This is a genomic window from Bartonella sp. CE47NXGY (assembly GCF_042195415.1).
Classification (GTDB): Bacteria; Pseudomonadota; Alphaproteobacteria; order Rhizobiales; family Rhizobiaceae; genus Bartonella.
This window is the reverse complement of sequence record NZ_JBHIOI010000003.1, coordinates 72310-98809: the sequence shown is the minus strand read 5'-3', so window position 1 is coordinate 98809 and position 26500 is coordinate 72310. Positions and strand designations below refer to the sequence as shown.

The window sequence follows — 26500 nt, the reverse complement described above, 5'->3', positions numbered from 1 at the left end:
GATCTATTTTTTGATAGGTAAGAAAATATTTTTTGTTTTATCGTAAAGGATTTAGGAATAAAAAACCTTTCTTCAGTATTCTCGTTCAACAGAGAAAAATGAAAAAATAAGTTTCATTATAAATCAATTTCTTACACTTGATTATTCTCCAAAAGATTCAGAAATATACTTTTATTCAACCGTGACTGATTTTGCTAAATTACGGGGTTGATCAACATCTGTTCCTAATAAAACAGCTGTATGATAAGCGATTAACTGAACAGGGAGTGCATAAATAATAGGAGAAATAAATTCTGGAACATCTGGCAAAGTGATCGTTGATAAAGTCTTAAGACAAGCTACTTCTGCTCCCTTTTTATCGGTTATTAAAATAATACGACCATTACGCGCTACCACTTCTTGCATATTAGAAAAAGTTTTTTCAAACCACCGATCATAAGGTGCAACAACAATAACGGGTATTGTCTCATCCACCAGAGCAATTGGTCCATGCTTTAATTCACCTGCCGCATAACCTTCAGCATGAATATAAGAAAGCTCTTTCAGTTTAAGAGCTCCCTCCAAAGCAATCGGATAAGAAGTTCCACGTCCCAGATAAAGAACACTTTTTGCATTCACCAAATCACGACAAATACATTCAATTTTTCTCTCTAATTTTAAGACCTCATTTAAAATACGTGGAACTTCTGCCAACTGTTGAACCAGTTGCTTTTCTATTTGAGCCGAGAGATAGCCACGTTGTTTAGCCGCACTAAGAGCGAGTGAAGCAAGCGTTGCCAATTGACAGGTAAAAGCTTTTGTTGAAGCAACACCTATTTCCGGTCCGGCAAGTGTTGGGAGAATAAAATCAGCCTCCCTTGCCATTGTTGATTGCTCTACATTCACAATTGTTGCTGTTTTTACACCCCGCTCACGACAATAACGCAAAGAAGCCAATGTATCAGCTGTCTCACCAGATTGAGAAACAAACAGCGATAACACATCAGACGTTATAGGAGGTTCACGATAACGAAACTCGGAAGCAACATCATTATCAACACTTAAAGCGGCAAATTTCTCAAACCAATAGCGCGCAACTAAGGTTGAATAATATGCCGTTCCACAACTCGCAAAAAGAAGCCGATGAATATTTTTCCAATCAATCAAATTCTCAAGCGGTCGAACCGCATAATTTCCAAGGTCAAGATAATGCGCCAAATTATGAGAAATCACTTCAGGTTGTTCAAACATTTCCTTGTGCATAAAATGACGATGATTACCCTTAGAAATCAATAAAGCCCCTTCGAGTAATGTCGTCACAGGACGTTTTACCGGTTGGTTGTTAGCATCATAAATTGTAACACCTTCCCGTGTGAGAACAGCCCAATCTCCATCTTCCATATAGCTAATATAATCAACGAATGGTGCCAAAGCTATGGCATCTGACCCCACAAAAAATTCATCTTTTCCATAACCAATTGCCAGAGGTGGACCAGAACAAGCCGCAATCATAAGGTTATCTTCACCTTCGAAAATAAGAGCAATAGCAAAAGCCCCCTGCAGCCTTTTCCAACTGGTACGTATGGCTTCTTGCGGAGAAAGACCATCTTTTAATGCACGCGTTATTAAATGTGCAATAACTTCCGTATCCGTCTCTGTTTCAAAGATACAACCATCCTCTATGAGTTCCTTTTGCAGTTCTACAAAATTTTCAATAATACCATTATGAACAATCGCAAGCTTTTCAGTCACATGGGGATGCGCATTGCGTTCAACAGCAATTCCATGCGTAGCCCAACGGGTATGACCAATCCCTAAACTTCCCTCCAGAGGTGTTTTTTTTAATTTTTCTTCTAAATGAACAAGCTTCCCCTCAGCACGTACACGATAAAGATGCCCATTATGGACCGTTGCCACCCCAGATGAATCATACCCTCTATATTCAAGACGTTTTAACCCCTCAACCAAAGAGGACGTAACACACCTCTTTCCAAGAACTCCAATAATTCCACACATTAAAAAGCTCCAACCCACATCTTAAGATTCAAATTTTACAAAACAATCCAACAGCCTTTATTTAAAACTATAAATAATAAAAATAATTCAAACATGGAATACGGCAATCTTTAAGAATAAATCTTCCATCCATCGTTAGATTAACACGAAACAAAAGAATAAGCTGAAAATAATCATTTTTTCTGTTTGTTTTCTAACAAACGCTCTCGAAATTTTGTCGCATAGCCCTCTTTTATAACCTGTCGTGCACGCCCAAAAGCCATACTGTTCATAGGAATATTTTCAGTAATAACACTTCCTGAAGCAACATAAGAGCCATCCCCTATTACCAATGGGGAAACAAGTGCCGTATTAGACCCAACAAAAGCATGATCACCAATCATGGTTTTATATTTGTTAAATCCATCATAATTGCAAGTAATCGTACCGGCTCCAATATTGGTATGTGCACCAATTTCGGCATCACCAATATAACTTAAATGATTGATTTTAGAAGATTCTCCTACCTTAGCTTGTTTGACTTCACAAAAATTTCCAATCTTTACGGACTTTGCCAACTCTGTTCCAGGACGCAAACGTGCATAGGGACCAATCTGTGCATCTCTACCAACCACAGCACCTTCGAGATAACTAAATGCATGAATAACCGCACCAGATTGTACTTTTACGTTTAACCCAAAATAAACATTTGGTTCTATCACCACCCCTGGTGCAATTTCTGTATCATAAGAAAAATAGAGTGTTTCTGGCTTTAAGAGTGTAACACCCGATAACATTAAATCGCGCGCTTTACGTTTTTGCCACAAAGAATCAGCCTCAGAAAGCTCAAGACCGTTGTTAATTCCTACAATATCTTCAAAAGGAACTTCAACAACACGCACATCTAATCCTTCGCGTGTTGCAAGAGAAGCAATATCTGTTAAGTAATATTCTTTTTTCACATTATTATTACCAACTTTCTCTAAAAGAGAAAGTGCATGTTTTCCACGCATAGCGAGTATTCCACCGTTACAAAAAGAAATCTTTTTTTCTTCATCGCTAGCGTCTTTTTCTTCTACAATTGCAATCAATTGACCATTTTTCTCGAGAAGACGCCCATAACCTGTTGGATGTTTGGTATGAAAACCTGCAAAAACAACATCTGCTCCATCAGCAAGCTGTGCACGCATTTGGTGCAATGAATCTTGCTGAATGAGAGGAGTATCCCCAAAAACAATGAGCACATCATCCACCTCCTTTTGCAAAGCTAAACGAGCAGACAAAACAGCATGAGCAGTTCCTAAACGCTCTTTTTGTTCAAAAATCATTACATCTTTTACAAATGACTGAACAACGTGCGTAACCTCCTTAGCACCATATCCCACAACAACCGCTAATTGTGAAGAGCCTGCCAATTCTATTTTTTTTAGAACATGGCATATAAGAGGCAATCCAGCAATTTTATGAAGTACCTTAGGCAGAGACGATTTCATGCGCGTCCCCTCACCTGCGGCAAGAACAATAGAAAGACAACTTCTAACCATAAAAACACATAAGACTAACGAGAAAATCCAAAAAAAATCATAATATTGTGCCAACGAATATCTTCAATATAACTCAACGAAGGATAATGTTCTAAAAGCCAAAATGAAAGATCCTGCATAGAACCTGTTAAAAACAAAATCCCTGTAAGAATAAGAAAAACACCAATGATTTTTTCAACTTTTCCTAAATGAATACGAAAAGCTCCTAAAAATCGCATAAAACTGCTCGAAAATAAAGCTGCTAACATAAAAGGAATAGCAAGACCTAATGCATAAACCGCTAAGAGAACAGCTCCCTCTCCCACAGTTTCTTTTGTTCCAGCAAGCGTTATAATAGGACCTAAAATAGGGCCAATACACGGTGTCCAACCAAAGGCAAAAGCTAAACCGATAATATACGCGCCTAAAGGACCAGCAGGTGTTTTTTGGGTCTGAAAACGCGCCTCACGAAATAAAAAAGCGATCTTGAAAATCCCCAAAAAATTTAAACCAAAAATAATAATGACAATTCCAGCAGCAAGGGCAAACCAATCACGATAATAACCGATGAATTTCCCAATTGTACTAGCACTGGCACCTAAAGCAACAAAAACAGTCGTAAACCCAAGAACAAAAGCAATAACAGAAGATAATAAAGCCCACCGGATAAAGACTTTCTCATCAGGCTTTTCTGAACGAAAATCATCAATACCAACCCCTGCCATATAGCACAAATAAGGAGGAACTAACGGCAAAACGCATGGTGACAAAAAAGAGAGTGCCCCAGCAAAAAACACACCAACTGTTGAAATTTCAATCAAAATTCATACCCCGTCTTTCATCATAGTTTACCCCCCCCATGAACAACAATCAATCCACATCTTCATCAACTCGCTGCATATTTTCTTCATTCGCTATCACACTTATATCTTCATCATGACCAGAAACGACTGAAAAAACTTTTTGATAGATTTTATCTTTATTTTTAGCAATTGCAATATACTCTCCCTCCGCTAACACGAGTGAAACATACGCACCTACTGTTTCATAAACGATATCACCAGAATCATTGGCAAGAGACCAACTTGTATCTGCAAGCGCTTCTCCTCTTTCTTGTCGCACCAGCTTTAAGACAATCTGAGCGGCCTGATGTTCAAGAGTAACTTCTGTTATTTTACCCGCATCCACTTGAATATCCGAACGAGCCGTCGCATTAATAGAACCATAATGGGAAGCAACATGGTAGCGGCCAGCTTTTAAACGCACAACTGATTGGGGTTTAACATTTGATATAATTACTCCCGTATCATCATTTTCTTTTTCATCCTCATAAATGGTAAAACGGAGTTCCTTTTCATTCATTACGCCATTGAGCAGTGTTGCATTTAAAATGACACCACCAGCCTCAAGATTAAAGTTTTTTACAAGACTCTGCCCATTTTCTAAACGAATATGGCGCACAGCACTCATATGACCAAATGAGACATGAACAAGATAATTTCCTGGTTCGAGATCAAAACGTGCACTTCCCCCCTTATAGGTTGCCACTAATGGTAACTTATTATCAATCCCTAGAATAGGAGCATAAACCCGCCAGACAAGCCCTTTTTCAATATCCGGATGACTATTTGTTAATCGAGCATTCAAAATGAGTTGTGTTTGAGATGCTAAGTTTTCGTTCTCCTGCTTTTGAGTCTTTACAATAAAACTCCTTGATTGTCTCTGCTGCTGATCTTGCCCTTCTCCTGCTTCAGAAAAAGCACAGTGGCTCCAAGTCAATAAAGAAAGCGCCACGCACAACCATACACATCGGTGCACTATTTTTATAAGAATACCCATTTTTGCATTGTTGATCAACATGATCTTTTTTTCAAGAAACAATATCACACAGCCATCATTTTAAATTGAGAAACTTACACCACAACCACATGATGAAACAGCATTGGGATTGTGGATTTGAAAAGACTGCCCCATAAGATCATCAACAAAATCAATCTCAGCTCCTTCCATAAAAGGAAGTGATAGTAAATCAATAAACACAACTGCCCCGTCTTTTTTGAGAACGAGGTCATCTTCACACATTTCAGAAACCAAGTCATATTTATAAGAAAAACCAGAACACCCACCACCTTCAACAGAAATACGTAATGCTATTTTATCGGGTTCACGCAAAAGTATCTGTGCAATTTTTTTGGCAGCAATATCTGAAATTTTCACATTCATTTTATATATCCTTGCATTAAACCATCAAGAAAGAGTATCCTACACTCAAAGAGCAGTTTATTTCTCATAAACCACTCTCAATTTTAAGATGATAATAGACAGCTTGCAATGGATATAGGCAATATCAACTTCAATTACCAATCTCGAGCAGTATACAGTGCTCATCCACAAACAAGCCGTGGTCGATTATACCATGAAACGATGAGCACCACACGCTCACCTTTTCAACGAGATAGAGATCGTATTATCCATTCTAATGCATTTCGACGTCTTAAACATAAAACGCAAGTGTTTATTGCTGATGAAAGCGATCATTACCGTACTCGCCTAACCCATTCCATAGAGGTTTCTCAAATTGCAAGAACATTAGCCCGTGCCCTGTGTCTTGATGAAGACCTTGCCGAAGCCATTGCCCTTGTTCACGACTTTGGACACACACCCTTTGGCCATGCAGGAGAAGATGCTCTTAATGAAGCCATGGTACTTTATGGCGGCTTTGATCATAATGCACAAGCATTACGCATTGTAACAAAACTAGAACAGCGCTATGCAAATTTTGATGGACTTAACCTTACATGGGAAACCCTCGAAGGACTTGTAAAGCATAATGGTCCCCTTTTAGGTCCTCACGCAAAGAATAAGGAGGTTCCTATCGATATTTTACAATACAATGCAAAGCAAGACCTTGCACTCGATTGTTTTGCAGGGCTAGAAGCGCAATGTGCTGCTATTGCAGATGATATCGCATACAATGCGCATGATATTGATGATGGTCTACGTTCGCAATTTTTAACACTCGATCAATTTGAACATGTTCCACTAACAGCAGCAATATTAAAAGATATAACAGATGAGCATCCCCACCTCGACCAAGCGCGTCGCGGTTACACACTTGTACGAAGACAAATAACAACCATGGTTGAAGATGTTATCAAACAATCACAAGAAAATTTAGCACGCATCAAACCAACAAGCATAAACGATATTCACCAAGCAAAACAAACCATTGTCACCTTTTCACCGACAATGACCGTTTATGAAAAAGAACTAAAAAACTTTTTATTTAAAAATCTTTACTACCATGAACAAGTTCTTAGTCGTCGCAATGCAGCAAAATGCATTGTACAAAAATTATTCAATTGTTATTATGAAAATCCAAATACAATGCCTGAAAGTTGGCAGAGCAAAACAGTGCACTTAAAAAATCAAGAGTTAGCACGTTTGATTGCTGACTTTCTTTCAGGCATGACGGATCACTACGCTCTACGTGAATATCAGCGTTTATTTGACCATACAGATAATTTCGTTTAATGGCTTTTGGCATCATCATGGAAGCTAAATATGAATATCTTTAAAAACTTCGAAAAAAAAATTAAGAGATCAATTGAATTATCTGATATAAAAGGAAAAAATGGAGAAGATCTAGATTTATCAAAAATCACTGTTGATCCTCCGCGTGATTCCTCCCACGGTCATTTATCAACCAATGCTGCTATGGTGCTTGCAAAATCTATTGGAATCAATCCACGTGCACTTGCAGATAAAATCATAGAACTTCTTAAAAATGATTCCTCTATCGAAAATATAGATGTTGCCGGTCCTGGTTTTATAAACATAAAGCTTACAAAATTATTTTGGCAAGATGCTATAAAATCTATGCTTGAATTAGGCACTTCTTATGGTCGTATTCCAATGGGACAAGGAAAATGCGTCAATGTTGAATATGTCTCAGCAAATCCCACTGGACCAATGCATGTAGGACACTGCCGCGGAGCAGTTGTTGGGGATGTTCTCTCCAATTTGCTACAATTTACGGGCTATAACATTACAAAAGAGTATTATATCAATGATGCGGGTCAACAAATCGAAGTCCTCGCCCATTCGGTACTATTGCGCTATCGTGAAGCTCTTGGGCAAGAAATTAATGAAATTCCAGAAGGACTCTATCCTGGAGAATACTTGATACCATTGGGTCAATCGCTTGCTCAAGAGTTTGGTGACCAACTCCTCACGATGGATAAAGATGAAGCCTTATCTCTTGTGAAAGAACGTGCAATTCATGCAATGATGTCCATGATTCGCGAAGATTTGGCTGCTCTTAATATTTATCATGATATCTTTTTCTCTGAGCGAATGCTTTATGCAGATAATGCACGCGCCATTCGTAACACCATCAACGACCTCACTTTAAATGGTTATATCTACAAAGGAAAACTCCCCCCTCCCAAAGGACAAAATACAGAAGACTGGGAACCAAGCGAACAAACTTTGTTCCGTTCAACAAATGTCGGTGATGACCAAGACCGTGTTTTAGTCAAATCTGACGGTTCTTACACTTATTTTGCTGCTGATGTTGCTTATTTTCGGGATAAATTTAATCGTCATTTTGATGAAATGATTTATATTCTAGGCGCAGACCATGCGGGCTATGTAAAGCGGCTAGAGGCAATGGCAAAAGCAATTTCTGGGGATAAAGCTAAATTAAGTGTCTTCTTGTGTCAATTGGTAAAACTTTTTCGCAACGGTCATCCTGTACGCATGTCAAAAAGAGCAGGATCTTTTGTCACTTTACGGGATGTTGTCGAAGAGGTTGGGCGTGATCCTGTGCGTTTTATGATGCTATACCGTAAGTGTGAAGCACCTCTTGATTTTGATTTTGCAAAAGTAACAGAACAATCAAAAGATAACCCCATCTTTTACGTACAATATGCAAGTGCACGTTGTCACTCAGTCTTTCGTCAAGCACAAGAAGCGCTTCATATTAAAAGCTTTTCAAATAATACATTGATTGCCCATCTTCATCGATTAACAGATGACCATGAAATATTGTTAATACGCAAACTTTCTGAATATCCACGTATCATTGAACAGGCCGTAATTCATAAAGAACCGCATCGATTAGCGTTTTACCTTTATGACCTTGCCTCCAGCTTTCACACCCATTGGAATAAAGGGAGTGAAAATCTCAATTTACGCTTTATTCAACCTGATGATAAAGAGTTATCCTTTGCAAGATTAGGATTGATACAAGCTGTTATCAATATTTTATCATCAGGGCTTACCATCATAGGAGTCGAAGCACCCATAGAAATGCGTTGAAAAAGTTCTATAAATACATACAATAGGTACTCTATTGATAAACTTTTTCATGTATCCTTGCATGAGAGGGGGAAAATTTATAATTTTAATATAACAAATCAAAATCAACCATTGATTGCACGTAAGTGCAAACCATCATGTGAGAAAAGCTATGAGCGATAACGATCGCAAAAATCTACACGAAACAAAACACGATCATGAACACCATGATCCTTTAGAAAGGCTTACGCGCATTTTTAATCCGCACAAACAAAGCGGAAACCAAAATGAGCAATCGTCTTTAAAAACAGAACGATCAACATCTCACCCCGAAACATCATCCCATGATGATGATTTTGATTTCTCCTTTCTAGAAGAGGAACTTGAAAAAAATTTAGCACATGACTTACCGTTTGATGATCAAAAAAAACAATGGGACTTGCATGCAACCAGCAACGCAACAGCCTCAGATATTGCACAATCTTCTTCTTTCAACCATTCAAAACAAAATAATTTATCTGAAGAGAAATATTCTTCACCTAGCAGTCATGATGAAGAACAAATTTTAGATGAGCTTTCTCCATTACCAATCCCAAAGAATCAATCACATCAACAGAAAAAAACAGCAACCAATGCTGATCCTTTTCTTGAAAAAAGTAATCTTATGTCACAATCAGAATCAGAAAATTTCTTTTTTGATAAATCTGAAAGGCACGAAAATAAGAGAGAGACGCCAGAAGATGTTGAACAAACCAATCGTTTTTCACAAATAAATTCACAACAACCTGAGACTACGAATATACAAAAAACTTATGAGGACAATCAAAACCTCTATGACACTCCTATAAACCATCCCTATAAAATTTCAGCTGATCAAGAAAATTGGATTAAAAAAGATTATCCTGATGTCTCCTCTTCTACAGAGGAAAATGAGTTTTTCTCATCTTCTAATCTTGTGTCAGAAAGACAAAACACTGCAAGAAATCAAACAACAAGTACCTTCTCCTCACCTTTAGATTCTCCACCAGTTGATAGACAATCTTATTTAAAGGGAGCTTCACAAGAAGATCATACAACCAATTATCCCCATTTTTTTGCAGCCCCCCCCTCACAACAAGAAACTTATGGCGAAAAAGTTCCGATATATGATGAGGCTCGAGCCCAATACATCAATAACGCCGAAGGTGCCTCTAACCCAAATAGAGAAATTTCATATAATGAAAATAATTTAGATGAGTTTCTTTCCTCATCCCCCTCTTTAAATACAAAACAAACGGATGGCTTTTTTGCCCATAACTATACGCACAGAGATACTCCCCCTCCCAATGTTGATACTTATAAATTTTCAGAGGAAATCGTAGAAAAAACTGGTCCTATTATGGTTCCAGAAGTCCCGTATGAAGCGCCAGAATATGATGTGCCAACTAATGGTGGTTTAGAAGAAGAATTTGCTGATGTACTCAATGTAGGGAATGTCCCAACGGATAATTTTTCTCAAAAAAAACAGAAAAACGAGGTTTTTAGTGAAGTTTTTCATCAGTCTATGCAAAATTCAAAAGAAGGTGTTTATATAAACTCTAAAGAACAAAATTCCGACTATTTTTCTTCTGCCAATATGGAATATAATTTTCCCTCTTTTAGCGAGAATTCATCATACACAAACTCAGATGAGGTTCCCACACCTCCATCAGCTCCTCCTCCCTTTAAAAGTTTTATTTTTGGTAAAACTTTCATTAAAGGTTTTTTTATACTTATTTTAATAGGACTTGGGTTTGCTGGTTATTCTCATTTTTTTATGCCATCACAAAAAAATGAAGAAACGGTCATTATCCACGCTGATAATACGCCTTTTAAATTCAAACCAGAAACAACTGAAACGAAAAATGATGTTGCACATAATTTAGATATTTATAAACAAACAACTGAACAAAATGAGAAACAAGAAAATACACAACAATTTCTTATTGATAACTCTGAACAACCTGAAAATTTAAAAGAATTAAACCCTGAAGAATCTTCAAGCGTTTCCTCATCGTCTTTAAATGAATCTGATGTTGAAGATGCAGTCACAGAAGCCATAAATCATACTATTCCAATGCGAGAAGTACAAACTGTTATTGTCAATCAAGATGGTACAGTTACACTAGCCCCCGCGCATCAAACAAACAGCAAAACTGCTGCTCAATCTGAAGAAAGCATTGATCAAACTTCTAATGAACTTCAAGATTCGTCCCTTGTTTCGTCGCATGATTCTGATATAAACGACCAAGAAAGAGATCATGATCTCAAAAATAATATTGATAAAATAATCGCAGAAAATAATTCTAGCTCAAATATTGAAGAAAAATTTATCCCTATCCCTTCCCATGCAGAAAGAAATACACAAGTTGAAACACCAGCCGCGTCTCGCCCCATATCACCAAACAGAGTCGCAGCACAAAATTCAGAAAGTTATTACGTACAACTTGCATCTCAACCAACGTATGAGCTCGCTAGAAATTCTTTAAAAAATATGAAATCTAAATTTGGATTCCTTATCGGTGCCCGTTCTTTAAATATTCAATCCGCTTTTATACCAGGAAAAGGTACTTATTACCGTGTTCGGATTCAAGCGCAAGACCGTAATGAAGCCATAATCCTTTGTGAATCCATTAAAAGTTCTGGTGGAAGCTGCTTCATCACACGCTAAACCAATAATGCAACGGTTTTAACAACCGTTGCATTATTTATTTCCATACCATTTAATTACTTATCAAAAACTTCAGAAATTAAAATCATTCCTCTCTTTTTCGCTTATCTGTTTGCACTGACTTTATTCTTTAATCTACGTCGATTTTCGCCCTATCTAAAAGATTATATTTACGAAAAAATTACTCCGTACCCTTATAGGTATAAGGTACAGGAGGAAGCGAATTTAAATCTTTTTTGGGCGTTGTTACACTTTGGCTTGTTTCTGGGGTATTATAACGCGAACTATGTTCAGGAGATTTTGCAAAAAAAGATCCTAAAAAACCAAAAATAAACCAGATAATAACCATCGCAAGAAGAATAGCAAAAATACCCTTAGCGATTGAAACAGGTTGTTCACGACCTCTTCTTTCTGCGGCCATACGTTCTTCATATGTGTGATAATTTTTATCAATCATAGTGGATTCCTTTTCTCAATTCCCTTACCTTTAAATTTCTAGAAAATATGCATATATGCAATTATTCAGATACTTATTGTGAGAAAACGATAATTATAAACAAAAGTTCCAGTTTACTTCATAAAGTTGAGAAAAAGAAGCGAGGATAGAATTAAAATATCTACCCTACTCTAGCCTTTGAATTCTATAATAAACCCCTTTGTATTCTATAATAAAACATTGACACAAAGGTTTTGTTAATAATAGAGTTATAATCAAAATATTTCATTATTTTTATTAATAAAAATGAAACATACTCAAAAGGTTTTTTATGAAATCTCCCATATCATCGCTTCCCTTTAAAATAGAAAAACACCCATCTCCTCTGTCAGAAGAAAAATATGAAGAAATTTTAAAAAGTCCCGGTTTTGGTCAATTTTTTACAGACCACATGTGTACTATTCAATGGACTGAAGACAAAGGCTGGCACAATGCCGTCATTTCTCAATACAAAGCTTTAGAAATTAACCCTGCAAGTACCGTTTTACATTACGGACAGGAAATTTTTGAGGGTTTAAAAGCATATCGTGCAAAAGATGGACGCATCTTGCTCTTCCGTCCTGATGCCAATGCACAACGCTTTATAGAATCAGCGAGGCGTTTAGCTATGCCAGAATTGCCAAAAGATATTTTTCTGGATGCCGTTCATCAATTAGTAAAGATTGATCAAAAATGGGTTTCTGATCAGCCCAACGCTAGCCTCTATATCCGTCCATTTATGTTTGGCAATGAAAACTTTTTGGGAGTCCGCCCTTCTCAAGAATATCTTTTTTGTGTCATAGCCTCTCCAGTTGAATCCTATTTCAAAGGAGAAGAAAAATCTGTCAGCGTCTGGATTGAAACAGATTATAGTCGTGCCGGTCCAAGAGGAACAGGGGCTGCCAAATGTGGTGGAAACTATGCAGCAAGCTTACTGGCACAAAAAACTGCAACTGAAAATAATTGTAGCCAAGTACTCTTCCTTGATATGATTGAACATAAATGGATTGAAGAACTTGGTGGTATGAATGTCTGCTTTATTATGGACAATAATACACTTGTAACCCCCCCACTTAATGGAACTATCCTTCCAGGGATAACCCGTGATTCAATCTTAAGGTTAGCTCAACAAATGGGATTAAAAATAGAAGAGCGTCCTTATTCTTTTACAGCGCTTCAAGAAGATGCAAAGAGTGGACACCTTAAAGAAGCCTTTGCTTGTGGTACAGCTGCCGTTGTCACATCAATTGGTCGTTTTAGATATAAAGGGGGAGAATTTATTATTGGAAATGAAACAGTTGGAGAAGTTACAAAGCAGCTTCGTACACAATTGGTTGGCATTCAAAAAGAGAACATAGAAGATAAAAATGGCTGGGTACATTCTGTCCAGATCTCATAATATTTAAGGTATTCTCATATCTATAAACGCTTCCATGAAAGTAGATTCATGGAAGCGTTTTTCCTAGAAAAACTCCCTCTATTTTTAGTGACAAAAAAGAAAGCATTAATCAAATTTCGAATGATTTCTATGCTTTGCTTTAATATTACGGACTGTACCCGTATGGGAGCGCATTACGAGAGTTTCCGTTTGAATGTAACGAGATGTAAATTTAACACCAGAAAGCATATTGCCATCTGTCACCCCTGTTGCTGAAAACAAAACATCACCCTTTGCCATTTCTTCCATTGTATAAACCTTATCGGGATCACTAATCCCCATTTTAGCTGCACGAGCAATTTTCTCTTCTGTATCAAGCAGCAAACGACCTTGCATCTGTCCTCCAATGCAGCGCAAAGCAGCAGAAGCTAAGACACCTTCAGGTGCTCCACCAATCCCCATATAGATATCAATACCTGTTTCTTCTGGATCAGTTGTATCAATAACAGCAGCCACATCTCCATCCCCAATCAAGCGAATCGACGCCCCTGTCGCTCGTACTTCATTAACCAATTTTTCATGACGAGGTCTATCCATAATACAAACAGTAATCTGATTAACGGCTACTCCTTTAGCCTTCGCAAGAGCATGTATATTATCGGTAGGACAAGCATCTATATCGACTACTCCCTTTGGATAACCAGGACCAATAGCAATTTTGTTCATATAAACATCAGGAGCATAAAGGAGATTACCCTTTTCAGCAATTGCAACTACTGCCAAAGAATTGGCAATATTTTTAGCACAAAGTGTTGTTCCCTCTAGTGGATCAAGTGCAATATCGATCGCCAATCCACTTTGAAGACCTACTTTTTCTCCAATATAAAGCATAGGCGCTTCATCCCGCTCACCTTCACCAATCACCACTGTACCATCAATAGGCAATCGATTAAGTTCCTGCCGCATTGCATCTACAGCAGCTTGATCCGCTGCCTTTTCATCGCCACGTCCGCGCCAGCGTGCAGCAGCAACAGCAGCACGTTCAGTAACACGTACCAATTCAAGCGTCAAAATACGATCAAGTCCATTTAAAATCTTCTGAGTTGTGGGCATATGAAAAAATCCTACCGAATGAATACCAGAAAAAATATGAGTCCTTATTAAATACTAAGAATAAAGTTTTTTGGCAAAGATGAAAATTTTCCACAAGAGATAAAAGAACTCAAGCGTTCCTTTTTGTCATTATCAAGAAAGTTATCAATTCTCTGTCATAGGTTCAATACGAATAAATTGAGATTTTGCAACAAGATGTCCATCTTTTTCAATTTCTGCAAGTGCCTGTCGTACATTCAGCTCTGTTGTTTCATGCGTAATTAAAATAATTGTTTTTTCAATTTGATCTTCTACAAAAGATCTTTGAACAATCGACTCCAATGAGATGTGATTATCAGCCATATGCCTTGCGACAGCGGCAAAAACACCAGTACGATCATGAACATTTAAACGAATAAAATAACCACCTGCATGATGCGAAATACGTGCTTTTTTATGAGGAGCAAGTTCTAATGCTGGACGTCTTAAAACAGGTGCATACTGAAAACCAGAACGCGCTTTTGCTATATCAGCCAAATCACCAATAACGGCTGATGCTGTTGCCTTTCCTCCGGCGCCAGGACCAGAAAACAGTAATTCACCTAATAAATCACTTTGAATAGAAAGAGCATTGGTTACACCATTTATCTGTGCAATCATTGAGGATGTTGGTACCATTGTTGGATGAACGCGTTGCTCTATTCCAGAATCCGTTTTTAATGCAACCCCTAAAAGCTTAATCCGATACCCCAATTCATCAGCTGCTCGAATATCAATTTGCGAAATATTATGAATTCCTTCAACATAAACATCATCTAACGAAACAGCAGTTCCAAATGCCAAGCTTGTCAACAAAGCTAATTTATGAGCAGTATCATTTCCCTCAATATCAAAACTTGGATCTGCTTCAGCATACCCAAGTCTCTGTGCATCTGCTAAACAATCTTTAAATGAAAGACCTTCCGTAAACATGCGTGTTAATATATAATTACAGGTTCCATTGAGAATACCATAAATTCGCGATATGCGATTACTAACAAGTGATTCTCTCATCGCTTTGATAACAGGAATCCCCCCTGCAACAGCTGCTTCAAAATGAAGAAAAACACCTTTTTTTTCTGCAATTATAGCCAGCTCTACGCCATGTTGAGCAAGAAGAGCTTTATTGGCTGTTACAACATGATGTCCCGCCTCAAGCGCTCTCTTAACAGCGGTATACACCACATCCAATTCACCACCAATTAACTCTACAAAAACATCAATCTCATCAGAAGCAGCCAACTCCACAGGTGAATCAAACCATTTTATACCACTAAGATCAATTCCACGATTGCGGCCTTTATCGCGCGCACTAACAGCAACAACTTTGATAAATCGCCCACATTGACAAGCTAAACTATTCGCTTTTTCACATAGAGTTCGAACAACTGAAGTACCAACCGTACCAAGTCCCGCAACACCAACTTTTAAAGCTTCTGCCATTATTAACCACTAATCCCTATCTTCATTGAAAAATCGTTTAAATGATGTGCCAATCAACACAAAAAGTACTTATGTTCATAAGAACAAAAGAAATACCCTGCTCTATTCACTTCATGTTCTCCAATAGAATGATCCCCGCTTGTTCAATCAACATTCCTAAAAATATAATATTTATTGTCTTCAAAGATTTCAGAATCTTTATAAAACATCTAATTCAGAATGAAAATCTGTAAAACTGATAAATGCAAGTTTCCATAAAGAAAAGTTCTAGAAAAATAATCAATCACAAGTTAAAGAATATTGAAGACTTAGTAAGAAAGAATAAAAACATCTCTTCTAAATTAACAAATACGGAACAAAAAACATTCTTTCATATGATAAATTAAAAGAATGGATAAAACAAAGTAGATCAGTAAATAATAACACATTCCTTCCTACCATTCCATAGTTTGAACTATAAATCTTTAATGCAAAAATATTAATGAACCCATATATCAAAATAGAACCTTACATTAAATTAAAAAACAAGACTTAATATGTGTATACCATAATTCTGAAATATTATAAATATGGAGAATAAATTTACAAAACTCGAATATTTTATCTAAACTTATTGCCACCTCTTTAAAAAACTAGCGAATTGAAATGACAAAAATCTCAATCTGCCCTTTATCGACGCTAATTCATTTTCAAATCAAAAACCTTCTCAATATGTAAAAGAGCAAATGAATGGTTTTTAATTTTAAAAATTTTACAGACATGTAAAAGTAAATATGAAAAAATATTTTTTTATATTTTCTATAAAAATTGCTTTAATATTTTCATTTTTATCATACAGATATCTATTTATATTTTGTTAAACTGCAAATAATTTATGGATTATTCATCAAAAAAACTTTTGTATGATTGGTATTATTTGTTAATTTGGTAATAAATATTGTCTTTCCACTTCATAAATTATACAGTTTTTGCTTTATGATAAGCTCAAATGAGAAATCTTTCTGTATAAAGGCTCTTTCAAGCAAGTTAAATAATATTCTCATGTGGTGAGCAAAGATAACAAGCGATAAAATATGCAAAAAATAAATACATTAAAAATGCTGTTTTTGATCATTTTTGCCTACTCCTCAAAACTGAAAATATCATTCCCTGAGATGATACCCACATCAAAATTTTCTATTAATCATGATAACTTTATATTTTTTCTACAAAAAATCTTAGAAAATAAAATGATCTAAACAGGAATCGCTCAAAAATTATTCAATAAAACACACTTTTTTCAAAAAAAATGACACAGAGGGCTTGCGAAGTAAAAAGATCCTCTCTATAAGCCTCATCATTGGTTTGCGCCCATCGTCTAGCGGTTAGGACATCGCCCTTTCACGGCGGAAACAGGGGTTCGATTCCCCTTGGGCGTACCATGTTTCTTTTTTATATGTGTAATATATTCATTTTATTTGTGTTTTTAAAAATGAGGGATGCATAAATAAAAATGAGGGAATAAGATTTTAAAAGGAATCTCCTTCGTAAAAAGGATACAAGAATCATTAGGTGATTAATTTCTTTGTTGCATTTCGAGGATAGTGCTTTACTGCACACAGTTAATAACAATAAGAATCGATAAAACATAAGAATTAGAAGATTCTAGCTCGCGATACGGTAATTTATAAGTCATATTTTCGCATCTGCTGTTAATTTTTAAATTAAAACCAGCCGCATCATTTATACGTTTTTTTCAACCTTCAAAATTGAAGTTTATCTCAAACGCATTTTATATGAAGCATTTCTAATTACAGTGCCTTTGTTATCACATTAAACTTTTTATAAACAAACAGACCGTAAGCTTAGAATTGAAATAGCAATATAAAAATAGTTTCTTATTCACCTAACACAACAAATCAAGAAACTATAATTCAGAATACGATCAACTTATTAAATGAAATCTCTGATAATAAAAATGCATAATCCCCGTCCCCCGGTGATCTAACTACCTTATCTATTAAACAGATTCTTCATCAATCATCGAATAATTATAGATTTGCAAACACATCACTTCTTTTCAAAAATTAAACCCTCCAACAAAATTTTATACTCTATTGATAATATATTCTAAAAGCTCATATTTGAATGCTTTTTTCCCTTGTTTTTACTTTTCATTATAAACTTGAAAGTGTTATACAAGTAGTATCGCTTAAAAGAAAAAGGATTTCTAATGGTAAAGATCAAAGTAGAAAACCCCGTTGTTGAACTTGATGGGGATGAGATGACCCGCATCATCTGGAAATATATCAAAGATAAATTAATCCATCCCTACCTCGACATTGATCTAAAATATTATGATCTTTCCGTCGTAAATCGTGATGCAACCAATGATCAGGTAACTATCGATTCTGCCAATGCTATCAAAAAATATGGGGTTGGTATAAAATGCGCAACCATCACACCTGATGAGGCACGCGTTAAAGAATTTAACCTAAAAAAAATGTGGAAATCACCTAATGGCACAATCCGCAATATTTTAGGAGGAGTCATTTTTCGCGAACCCATTATCTGTAAAAATGTCCCTCGCCTTGTTCCTAACTGGACAAAGCCAATTATTATCGGACGTCACGCTTTTGGTGATCAATACAAGGCAACAGATTTTAAATTTCCAGGAAAAGGGAAATTAAGTATTAAATTTGTCGGTGATGATAATCAAGTTATTGAACATGATGTTTTTGATGCTCCAAGCGCAGGGGTTGCCATGGCTATGTATAACCTTGATGAGTCAATTCGTGATTTTGCCCGCGCATCCTTTAATTATGGACTACAACGGAATGTTCCAGTTTATCTTTCAACAAAAAATACCATTCTAAAAACTTACGATGGTCGTTTTAAAGATATCTTTCAAGAAATATTCGATACGGAATTTAAAACTGAATTTGAAAACCGTAAATTATATTACGAACACCGTCTTATTGATGATATGGTTGCTTCTGCATTAAAGTGGTCAGGTGGATACATATGGGCATGTAAAAACTATGATGGTGATGTCCAATCTGATATTGTTGCCCAAGGCTTTGGTTCTCTGGGTCTCATGACTTCTGTTCTCATGACACCTGACGGCAAAATTGTTGAAGCAGAGGCAGCACACGGCACTGTAACACGCCATTATCGTCAGCATCAAAAGAATGAAGAAACATCAACGAACTCTATTGCATCTATTTTTGCATGGACGCGTGGACTAGCGCACCGTGCTAAACTAGATAACAATGAGAAGTTAAAAAACTTTTCCACGACATTGGAAGAAGTTTGTATTAAAACCGTCGAAGAAGGTTTTATGACCAAAGATCTCGCACTTTTGATTGGGCCTAAACAAAAGTGGCTTTCTACAACAGGTTTCCTCGATAAAATTGATGAGAATCTCAAAAAAGCAATGGGCAGTTAAGTTATTACTTAAATTAAAATTCAAAGCTCTAAACAGAGCTTTGAATTTCTCTTGGCAAATTCAAAGAAGTACCTTATAAGTAAAAAGAGGATAGATTTTTATTAAATAGCAAAAAACAGTGAAAAAACAGGGCTGGTCTGCGCTTTTATTGGGTAAAAATGGTCTTTGCTTTTTAACGTTTACAGGTGGAGTTGTGTTACACGCCACCAACGTTTATATTGTTATTACTATTTTACCCTCTCTTATGAATCATATTGGCAGTGAAATATATTATTCTTGGGTGGCTACTGTCTTTATTACAGCTTCACTCGTGGGTACTTCACTTGCAACAAAAATATTAGGGAAATTAGGTCCTCGCAATGCGTATGTTATTTCTGGACTTATCTTCACCCTAGGCACTTTTATGTGCAGCATTTCTTCATCTATGCCATTGTTTTTAATAGGACGCTTTATTCAAGGATTTGGAAGTGGTTCTTTGTTATCCCTATCCTATTCCATGGTACGGATTGTTTTCAGCCCATCTTTATGGTCACATGCATTAAGTATTATCTCTGGAATGTGGGGAATATCAACCTTGTTAGGACCAGCAATCGGGGGGCTTTCTGTATATTATGGGCTATGGCGAGCATCCTTTTTGATCATTGGCGTATTAGCTATATTTTTCTCACTCATCGCCTTTAAATTTTTACCAAAAAAGAATGAAAACGATGTTCCAACACCCCCTCTTCCTCTTCTCCAGCTTTTCACACTCACCTTATTGATTTTTATTATTTCTGTTGGAGGGGCTATGGAGTCTACAATAGCAAAAATTTGCGGATTAGTTATCGGACTTAGTCTTCTTTTTGTTCTAGCAAAAATCGAATCATCTACCCCTCATCCTATGTTGCCCCGCAAATCCTTTTCTTTCTCTTCTGAAATCTTTTCTGTTTACGCATTGATACTCGTTATGACAACAGTCGTATACAGTATAGAACTTTATTTTCCACTTTTTCTTCAAGAGCTTCATGGGCAAGCTCCACTTATTGCTGGTTATATAGCAGCACTTATGAGCCTAGGGTGGACATGTGGAGCCATCTCAAGTGCTGGTCTCTCCACAAAAAAAATTCGCAACATCATTGTATACTCGCCCCTATTAAAACTGTTAGGCATAATGATTCTTTTATGGCTCATCCCAACAGAAGTTTCCGCGCTTGAATATATTTTTATTATTTGCTTAGCACTGTTTTCTATTGGAATCAGTGCGGGCATAGCATGGCCACATTTGCTCACAAGGATCTTACAATGTGCAAATGATGAAGATGCTCTCCGTGCCAGTGAATCCCTTACCTCTGTACAACTATTTTCAGCAGCCTTAAGTGCAACTCTAGCAGGAGTCATCACCAATCTTGCAGGCCTCTTTAATCCTGGAGGAACAATAGGAATGATCTTAGCAGCAAAAACTCTTCTTATAGTGCTCATGGGTCTTTTATTTTGTCTTGCTATTCCATTAGCACTGCGCATTTCTTACTTCATATTGAAAAACCCAACAGGACATTCCAATAACTAAAAATAAATATAAAAATTCCTTCTTCATTAAAAAAATGAAAAATATTAAGCATGCTTCTCCATATACCATGAGATGCAAAAAACCATTAATCCACACAAAGTTAGAACACTTCCTAAAACAGCTGTATATTCATAACTATAGCCCAATTTTAAAACTAATGCTCCAGATTCAGCACCAAGAGCGTTGGCAATATTAAAAGCAGACTGCATTAATGCTCCTGCCAAAATCTGTCCCTGTAGTGCAACATCCATAATTTTTGTTTGTATAGAAGGCATAGCAGCAAAAGAAGTTCCAACAAAAAAGCATCCTATTGCCGCTGTTAACGGAGCATAGGATAAAAAGAAAAAAAGAAAAAAAACAAATACGCTCCAAAGCATAGAGAAAAATATCATCGGTGAAATGCCAATTTTAACAGCTAATTTAGGCCCCAAGAGATTTCCTATCACCATTCCCAATCCAACTAACGGCATAATAAATGGTACCCACTCAAGTGAAACACCAGAAATATGCATTAATGTTGGCTTGATATAAGTGAAAACAGAAAATAATCCTGACGCTCCCACCGACACCATCAACAAAAGAAGCCACACCTGCTTTTGCTTTAATACACCCATTTCTTGCAAAGGATTCGTTTTTGGAAAACTTGAATCACAAGGAAAAAAATTCCAAATAAGCAAGCTACACAATAAAGCAATCATACCCACAAGGACAAAAGCAATCTGCCAACCAATAAGTTGACCAATCCAAGTAGCACTGGGTGCTCCCAAAACGGTTGCAATTGTTAAGCCGAGCATAACATATCCAACAGCTTTAGAACGTTCTTTCATTTCTACCATTGAAGAAGCAACCATAGCCGCAAGTCCAAAATAGATTCCATGGGGAAGTCCACTGAGAAAGCGTAATACTACTAATATGCTAAAATCAGAAAAAAAGGCACTAGCAATATTTGCTAAGGCATAAAAAAGCATTAATCCCATCAAAACAGTTTTGCGTGATACCTGAGCTGTTGCCACAGCTAAAAGAGGTGCTCCAATCACAACTCCTAATGCATAAGCAGAAATATATTGACCAGCGGTAGGAATATCAACATAGGAACTTCGTGCCATCTCTGGCAGTAGCCCCATTGCGACAAACTCTGCAGTACCAATAGCAAAACTCCCCACGGCAAGAGCTAAAATTATTAAACGCCGTATTCTCGAATCAATTCCCAATGCAAGAACCTTTTGTTGATAAAAATCCTTCATACTATCACTTCTGGATAGGAGTTTTAACTGTAAATATCTGTAATACACACAAACAAAAATTCAAAACATTATTATACGCATGCCCAATAGTCCCCAATAAAGTTTTAGAAATATTTTGATATATAAAGCATTTTATAGAGTTTTAAGTAAGATTCTTTAATGGAAAATCTTTGAAAACCTCAAGATCATAGACGTATTCACCTATTTCTATCAGATCTACCAGATAATAAACTTTGTCTCCTCTTTTCAGCCATTGTAATTTTACAGTGAAAACTTTATTTTGCAACGATATACTATATCCTATAAATAATTCTAAAATTTGCCGAAGAATGCATTTCAAACAAGTGAATAATATCTCATCATTATCTTGATACAAAGATAAAACTTCTCCCCCAAAATTATTGTTGCTTTATTTTGCTACCTGAATACAGATCCCCCAAATCGATAAGCTATAATTTCAACTTTAGGCCATTCTTATAAATTATTATAGAGTCTTTTAAAAATTCTCATGATAATAGTGCTTGGTTTCTAGATTTATTAAATACCCTCTTTTAGACATCTTTACCCCTCCCTCATCTAACAGAGGAATCGCATCAGATATCTAACTCACTATCTGTAAATTAAAATATTCACGTAAATATATTATGATTATTTTCAGATAAATTCTATAAACAAAGCAAAAAACAAATATAATAAATTTTGTATAAGTATGTTTATTGATGTTTTATAAACATGACAATTACCGTGATTAATATTTAATTTATTATGACATAATATCTATATTTTTATTATATAAATAATATTACATAAATCTATTTTAAAGAATATTTATATATAAAAACTTAAAAAATAAAATTATAACATTTTAAATGTTGTAATTTTATTTTAGTTTTATTTTAATTTTCTAAAAATTTATCTGTTCGATTGTATATAATCCATTCTTTACCTTTAGTAATAAAAAACACAAAGTAGCTCATAAAAATACAATTTTCATACTTCTTTAAGAGTTCGCTAACGCCTCATTAACATTGTTGCTGTAAACAGTCATCAGAAACAGAAAAACTGTTTTTCTCCGGATCAGGTAGCGCGTACCGGAGTAACAGTTTCTGTTTTTATCTAGTAATTAGAAAAAGAATATGTGCCCTATAAAACCGCACTGTTATATCCTAAGATAGTGGAATTTTATAATTTTGGAAGATGTTTCTAATTTCATTTTTTAGCTAAATTTGTAAGTGCGAGAATAAATTCAATAAAAAAATGAGGCGCTATATTACGATTAATATTTTAGCGTCCTTGTGCCCATAGAGCACGCGTTTCAGCGCAAAAATCGGCATAACAGCCTTCCTCAATGGCATCACGAATTCCCTGCATAAGTTGTTGATAATAAAAAAGATTATTCCACGTCAACAACATTCCCCCAAGAGATTCACCAGATTTAATCAAATGATGCAAATAAGCACAACTATAATCATGTGCTGCTGGACAAAGTGACTGTGGATCAAGAGGAAGTGGATCTTCTGCATAACGCGCATTACGCAAATTAATTCTACCAAAGCGGGTAAAAGCTAAACCATGACGTCCTGCACGCGTCGGCATAACACAATCAAACATATCAACACCACGAGCAACACTTTGTAAAATATCATCAGGTGTCCCTACTCCCATAAGATAGCGTGGTTTATCCTCTGGTAAAATCGGACAAGTAGTATCCAATACTGCTGTCATAACACTCTGCGGCTCACCAACAGCAAGCCCTCCAATAGCGTAACCTTTTAAATCTATTTCTTTTAATGCTTGAGCAGAACGTTCACGCAGTTTCATATTATCACCACCTTGAACAATCCCAAACAATGCTTTATCTGGCTGCTCTCCAAAAGCTGTTTTACAACGCAGCGCCCACCGCAATGAAAGTTCCATAGCTTCTTCCATTTCTTTTTCAGTTGCGGGTAATGCAATACATTGATCCAACTGCATCTGGATATCCGCACCAAGAAGTTCTTGAATTTCGATAGAACGCTCTGGACTCATTTCATAGTAGGCTCCATTAATGTAAGAACGAAAAATCACACCTTGTTCAGTAATTTTACGGATTCCCGCCAATGACATAACCTGAAAGCCACCAGAATCGGTTAAAATAGGTCCGCTCCAGCGTGAAAATTCATGTAATCCTCCTAAACGCGCAACACGTTCAGCTCCTGGACGTAACATTAAATGATAAGTATTCCCCAAAATGATATCTGCACCAAGATCACGAATTTGATCCATATACATAGCCTTAACGGTTCCTGCCGTCCCAACAGGCATAAATGCGGGTGTACGAACACATCCTCGCCCCGTTATAATTTCGCCTCGACGTGCATACCCATCTTGAGCAATTTTTCTATAATGAAATGTCTTTATCATAACTCTCGTCTTTTTGATTCCATCAATGCATATCTCTATAGAAAGAAAAAAGATATCCCCTTACGAGCATTGTCAAAAGCTTTATGAATTAATTTTTGATTCGCTCAATATTGTAATCAGCATCAAAAATTAAACGAGATAAAAGAACATTTCTTGTTAAGAAACCACCATAATAAAAGTGATAATCTAGCTCCCAAAAAATAGTAAAATCCTTATAATATCATACCTCAAAATACCTACGCTTATCCTTAACAGAACTGCAACATTATTATCACAATAATTTCATCTTCACATACTTCCATAAGCAGTAACTTTGTACCCATAGAAGAAAATTTTGAACGCATTGTACAGCTTACATATTCTTTAACTTTTACAGATAAAAATTTTTCATCTACTGGGCACAGCGATCCTCACGCTTAATAAAAACGCAAATGAGCATAATCACTTATCCACTCACAATATTGAGATAGCTCTTGGCATTAGAGATAATTCACAAAAGAAATTAACGTGTAAATAAAAATACTTTAAAAAACTAAAAATGCTTTTTGTAAAGATTCTCAAATACCAAAAGCTCTATCGTAACATTAGAGGCTGAAAAAGCGTATGATGGTACCCGCTTGCTCCTTCATAAGCTTTAAAGAAGGTGGTACATAATAGATTTTATACTATTTATAGCTTTAAAACTATACATGCCATGAATATCATCGTGGAAGTGAACGTTGGTATGTACTAAGAAATGCTTCTTAAAAAACACGTAAATACGCAACACAAGTGTATTCCGTTTGGAGCATTCCTCTATTAAAAAACGAGAAAAATAAAAGCGTAAGTCCATGCATAATCTTCATTATTTAAAAGATATTGCATTAGATACTTTTAAAAAAGTAAAGTTGAGTTAAAAAGGAGATGGCAAGACTAGCCATTTGTTTCACTTCTGCGCCTTTATTATATTCTTCTAAGATTAAACTGTCTTCTTATTTTAAAGATTACGCCAATATATATAAATGCTGGTTTTCCACCTTGCTAGGAAAACTGGATGAGCGAGTAAAGCTCTTATCCATCTTAATATGTGTTTCAAACATGCTTCTGCATTAGGATTGGATGTTGATTTACGAGCAGAAACAAAAGCACACGCTCTCTTAAGAAAGTAACATCATAAAACCATTAAGACCGACAATGGATTGAAGAGAAATGCCGAATTTTTTATAAAACACTTTGCCAAACAACAACCATAATACAACAGACTTTGCGTTTTCTTATTCTGACAGGTGTTTGTACAAATCCGTTACGTTATATTCTTCAGGAAGATCCGATTGAAGAAAATATATGGACAATGCTTAGCTCGAAATTATAAAAGGTAAGCGTGATACTACAAAAGAGTTTCGTGTGCCTTTATTGATCAGAAAAGAGTACTTTTTCTTAGAAACTTACAATTGAAATCAGTATAGTTTATACTATTCTACATCCGCAGCAATAATGGCTTTGGTAATTGAATCTGGATCTGCAACAGGTTCACCACGTTTAATTTTATCAACATTTTCCATACCTTCAACAACCTGCCCCCATATGGAATATTGACGATCAAGCCACGGAGCATCTGCAAAACAAATAAAAAACTGAGAGTTAGCAGAATTTGGATTCTGACTCCGTGCCATAGAAACTGTACCACGCTTATGAGAAAGATTTGAAAACTCTGCTGTTAAATTTGGTTTTTCTGCTCCCCCCATACCAGCACGTGATAAATTGAATTTTTCACTATCCTTCTTTCCAAATTGCACATCCCCTGTTTGCGCCATAAAACCATCAATAACGCGATGGAAAATAACATTATCATAAGCACCTTCCCGTACCAGTTCTTTAATACGTGCAACATGACAAGGTGCCAAATCAGCAAAAAGCTCAATAACAACTCTGCCCTTTGTTGTTTCAAGAATTAAAGTATTCTCTGGATTTTTATTCTCAGCCATAT

The 26500-nt window shown here is 36.1% G+C and carries 17 protein-coding genes and 1 tRNA gene; 7 read left to right on the top strand and 11 right to left on the bottom strand.

Going from position 1 to position 26500, the window contains the following annotated elements; translation table 11 throughout:
• Nucleotides 1-171 precede the first annotated feature (171 nt).
• From glmS to ACFIL3_RS02380, 5 genes are all read right to left on the bottom strand, one after another.
• A complete protein-coding gene (glmS, locus tag ACFIL3_RS02400) occupies nucleotides 172-1995 on the bottom strand; it encodes a glutamine--fructose-6-phosphate transaminase (isomerizing) (RefSeq protein ID WP_375611533.1) in 1824 nt (607 codons plus the stop codon).
• A gap of 173 nt (nucleotides 1996-2168) precedes the next feature.
• Nucleotides 2169-3518: a bifunctional UDP-N-acetylglucosamine diphosphorylase/glucosamine-1-phosphate N-acetyltransferase GlmU gene (gene glmU / locus ACFIL3_RS02395; RefSeq protein ID WP_375611532.1), complete on the bottom strand. Its 1350-nt coding sequence runs from the start codon at nucleotides 3516-3518 to the stop codon at nucleotides 2169-2171.
• Nucleotides 3519-3532: 14 nt separating this feature from the next.
• Nucleotides 3533-4321, bottom strand: a complete 789-nt coding sequence (locus ACFIL3_RS02390) for a cytochrome c biogenesis CcdA family protein (RefSeq protein ID WP_375611585.1) — start codon at nucleotides 4319-4321, stop codon at nucleotides 3533-3535.
• A 46-nt stretch (nucleotides 4322-4367) separates the two neighbouring features.
• Nucleotides 4368-5357, bottom strand: a complete 990-nt coding sequence (locus ACFIL3_RS02385; RefSeq protein ID WP_375638218.1) for a carboxypeptidase regulatory-like domain-containing protein — start codon at nucleotides 5355-5357, stop codon at nucleotides 4368-4370.
• Nucleotides 5358-5396: 39 nt separating this feature from the next.
• The gene (locus tag ACFIL3_RS02380) at nucleotides 5397-5720 is read right to left on the bottom strand and encodes a HesB/IscA family protein (RefSeq protein ID WP_375671866.1); all 324 of its coding nucleotides are present in this window, start codon (nucleotides 5718-5720) and stop codon (nucleotides 5397-5399) included.
• Between the two features lie 108 nt (nucleotides 5721-5828).
• Between ACFIL3_RS02380 and ACFIL3_RS02375 the strand changes: the two genes are divergently transcribed.
• The 3 genes from ACFIL3_RS02375 to ACFIL3_RS02365 all read left to right on the top strand — a co-directional run bounded on the left by ACFIL3_RS02375 (nucleotide 5829) and on the right by ACFIL3_RS02365 (nucleotide 11487).
• Entirely contained in the window at nucleotides 5829-7031 is a 1203-nt protein-coding gene (locus ACFIL3_RS02375; protein WP_375638219.1) for a deoxyguanosinetriphosphate triphosphohydrolase, read from the top strand.
• 30 nt (nucleotides 7032-7061) lie between these two features.
• On the top strand, nucleotides 7062-8819 hold the full coding sequence (argS, locus tag ACFIL3_RS02370) for an arginine--tRNA ligase (protein ID WP_375627798.1): 1758 nt from the start codon (nucleotides 7062-7064) through the stop codon (nucleotides 8817-8819).
• Nucleotides 8820-8970: 151 nt separating this feature from the next.
• The gene (locus ACFIL3_RS02365) at nucleotides 8971-11487 is read left to right on the top strand and encodes an SPOR domain-containing protein (RefSeq protein ID WP_375681809.1); all 2517 of its coding nucleotides are present in this window, start codon (nucleotides 8971-8973) and stop codon (nucleotides 11485-11487) included.
• Nucleotides 11488-11668: 181 nt separating this feature from the next.
• Here ACFIL3_RS02365 and ACFIL3_RS02360 read toward each other — a convergent pair whose 3' ends face one another.
• Nucleotides 11669-11944: a hypothetical protein gene (locus ACFIL3_RS02360; protein ID WP_375611528.1), complete on the bottom strand. Its 276-nt coding sequence runs from the start codon at nucleotides 11942-11944 to the stop codon at nucleotides 11669-11671.
• A gap of 310 nt (nucleotides 11945-12254) precedes the next feature.
• On the opposite strand from ACFIL3_RS02360, the gene ACFIL3_RS02355 reads away from it, so the two are divergent.
• Nucleotides 12255-13361, top strand: coding sequence for a branched-chain amino acid aminotransferase (locus ACFIL3_RS02355; RefSeq protein ID WP_375681808.1), 1107 nt, complete (start codon nucleotides 12255-12257; stop codon nucleotides 13359-13361).
• Between the two features lie 105 nt (nucleotides 13362-13466).
• Here ACFIL3_RS02355 and glpX read toward each other — a convergent pair whose 3' ends face one another.
• Entirely contained in the window at nucleotides 13467-14453 is a 987-nt protein-coding gene (glpX, locus tag ACFIL3_RS02350; protein WP_375611526.1) for a class II fructose-bisphosphatase, read from the bottom strand.
• A gap of 144 nt (nucleotides 14454-14597) precedes the next feature.
• Nucleotides 14598-15914 carry a homoserine dehydrogenase gene (locus ACFIL3_RS02345; protein WP_375681807.1) on the bottom strand — a complete coding sequence of 439 codons (1317 nt, stop codon included), beginning with the start codon at nucleotides 15912-15914 and terminating at the stop codon, nucleotides 14598-14600.
• 1346 nt (nucleotides 15915-17260) lie between these two features.
• Between ACFIL3_RS02345 and ACFIL3_RS02340 the strand changes: the two genes are divergently transcribed.
• The 3 genes from ACFIL3_RS02340 to ACFIL3_RS02330 all read left to right on the top strand — a co-directional run bounded on the left by ACFIL3_RS02340 (nucleotide 17261) and on the right by ACFIL3_RS02330 (nucleotide 20887).
• Nucleotides 17261-17335: transfer RNA gene (locus ACFIL3_RS02340), tRNA-Glu, on the top strand.
• Between the two features lie 791 nt (nucleotides 17336-18126).
• Entirely contained in the window at nucleotides 18127-19341 is a 1215-nt protein-coding gene (locus tag ACFIL3_RS02335; protein WP_375645818.1) for an NADP-dependent isocitrate dehydrogenase, read from the top strand.
• 118 nt (nucleotides 19342-19459) lie between these two features.
• A complete protein-coding gene (locus ACFIL3_RS02330; RefSeq protein WP_375629058.1) occupies nucleotides 19460-20887 on the top strand; it encodes an MFS transporter in 1428 nt (475 codons plus the stop codon).
• Between the two features lie 44 nt (nucleotides 20888-20931).
• On the opposite strand, the gene ACFIL3_RS02325 is transcribed toward ACFIL3_RS02330, so the two are convergent.
• From ACFIL3_RS02325 to ACFIL3_RS02315, 3 genes are all read right to left on the bottom strand, one after another.
• Nucleotides 20932-22131 (bottom strand): MFS transporter, encoded by a 1200-nt coding sequence (locus ACFIL3_RS02325; RefSeq protein ID WP_375629055.1) that lies wholly within the window; start codon nucleotides 22129-22131, stop codon nucleotides 20932-20934.
• Between the two features lie 1284 nt (nucleotides 22132-23415).
• Nucleotides 23416-24534 carry a tRNA guanosine(34) transglycosylase Tgt gene (gene tgt / locus ACFIL3_RS02320; RefSeq protein WP_375629052.1) on the bottom strand — a complete coding sequence of 373 codons (1119 nt, stop codon included), beginning with the start codon at nucleotides 24532-24534 and terminating at the stop codon, nucleotides 23416-23418.
• A 1451-nt stretch (nucleotides 24535-25985) separates the two neighbouring features.
• Nucleotides 25986-26498, bottom strand: a complete 513-nt coding sequence (locus ACFIL3_RS02315; RefSeq protein WP_375611520.1) for a peptidylprolyl isomerase — start codon at nucleotides 26496-26498, stop codon at nucleotides 25986-25988.
• Between the last annotated feature and the right edge of the window lie 2 nt (nucleotides 26499-26500).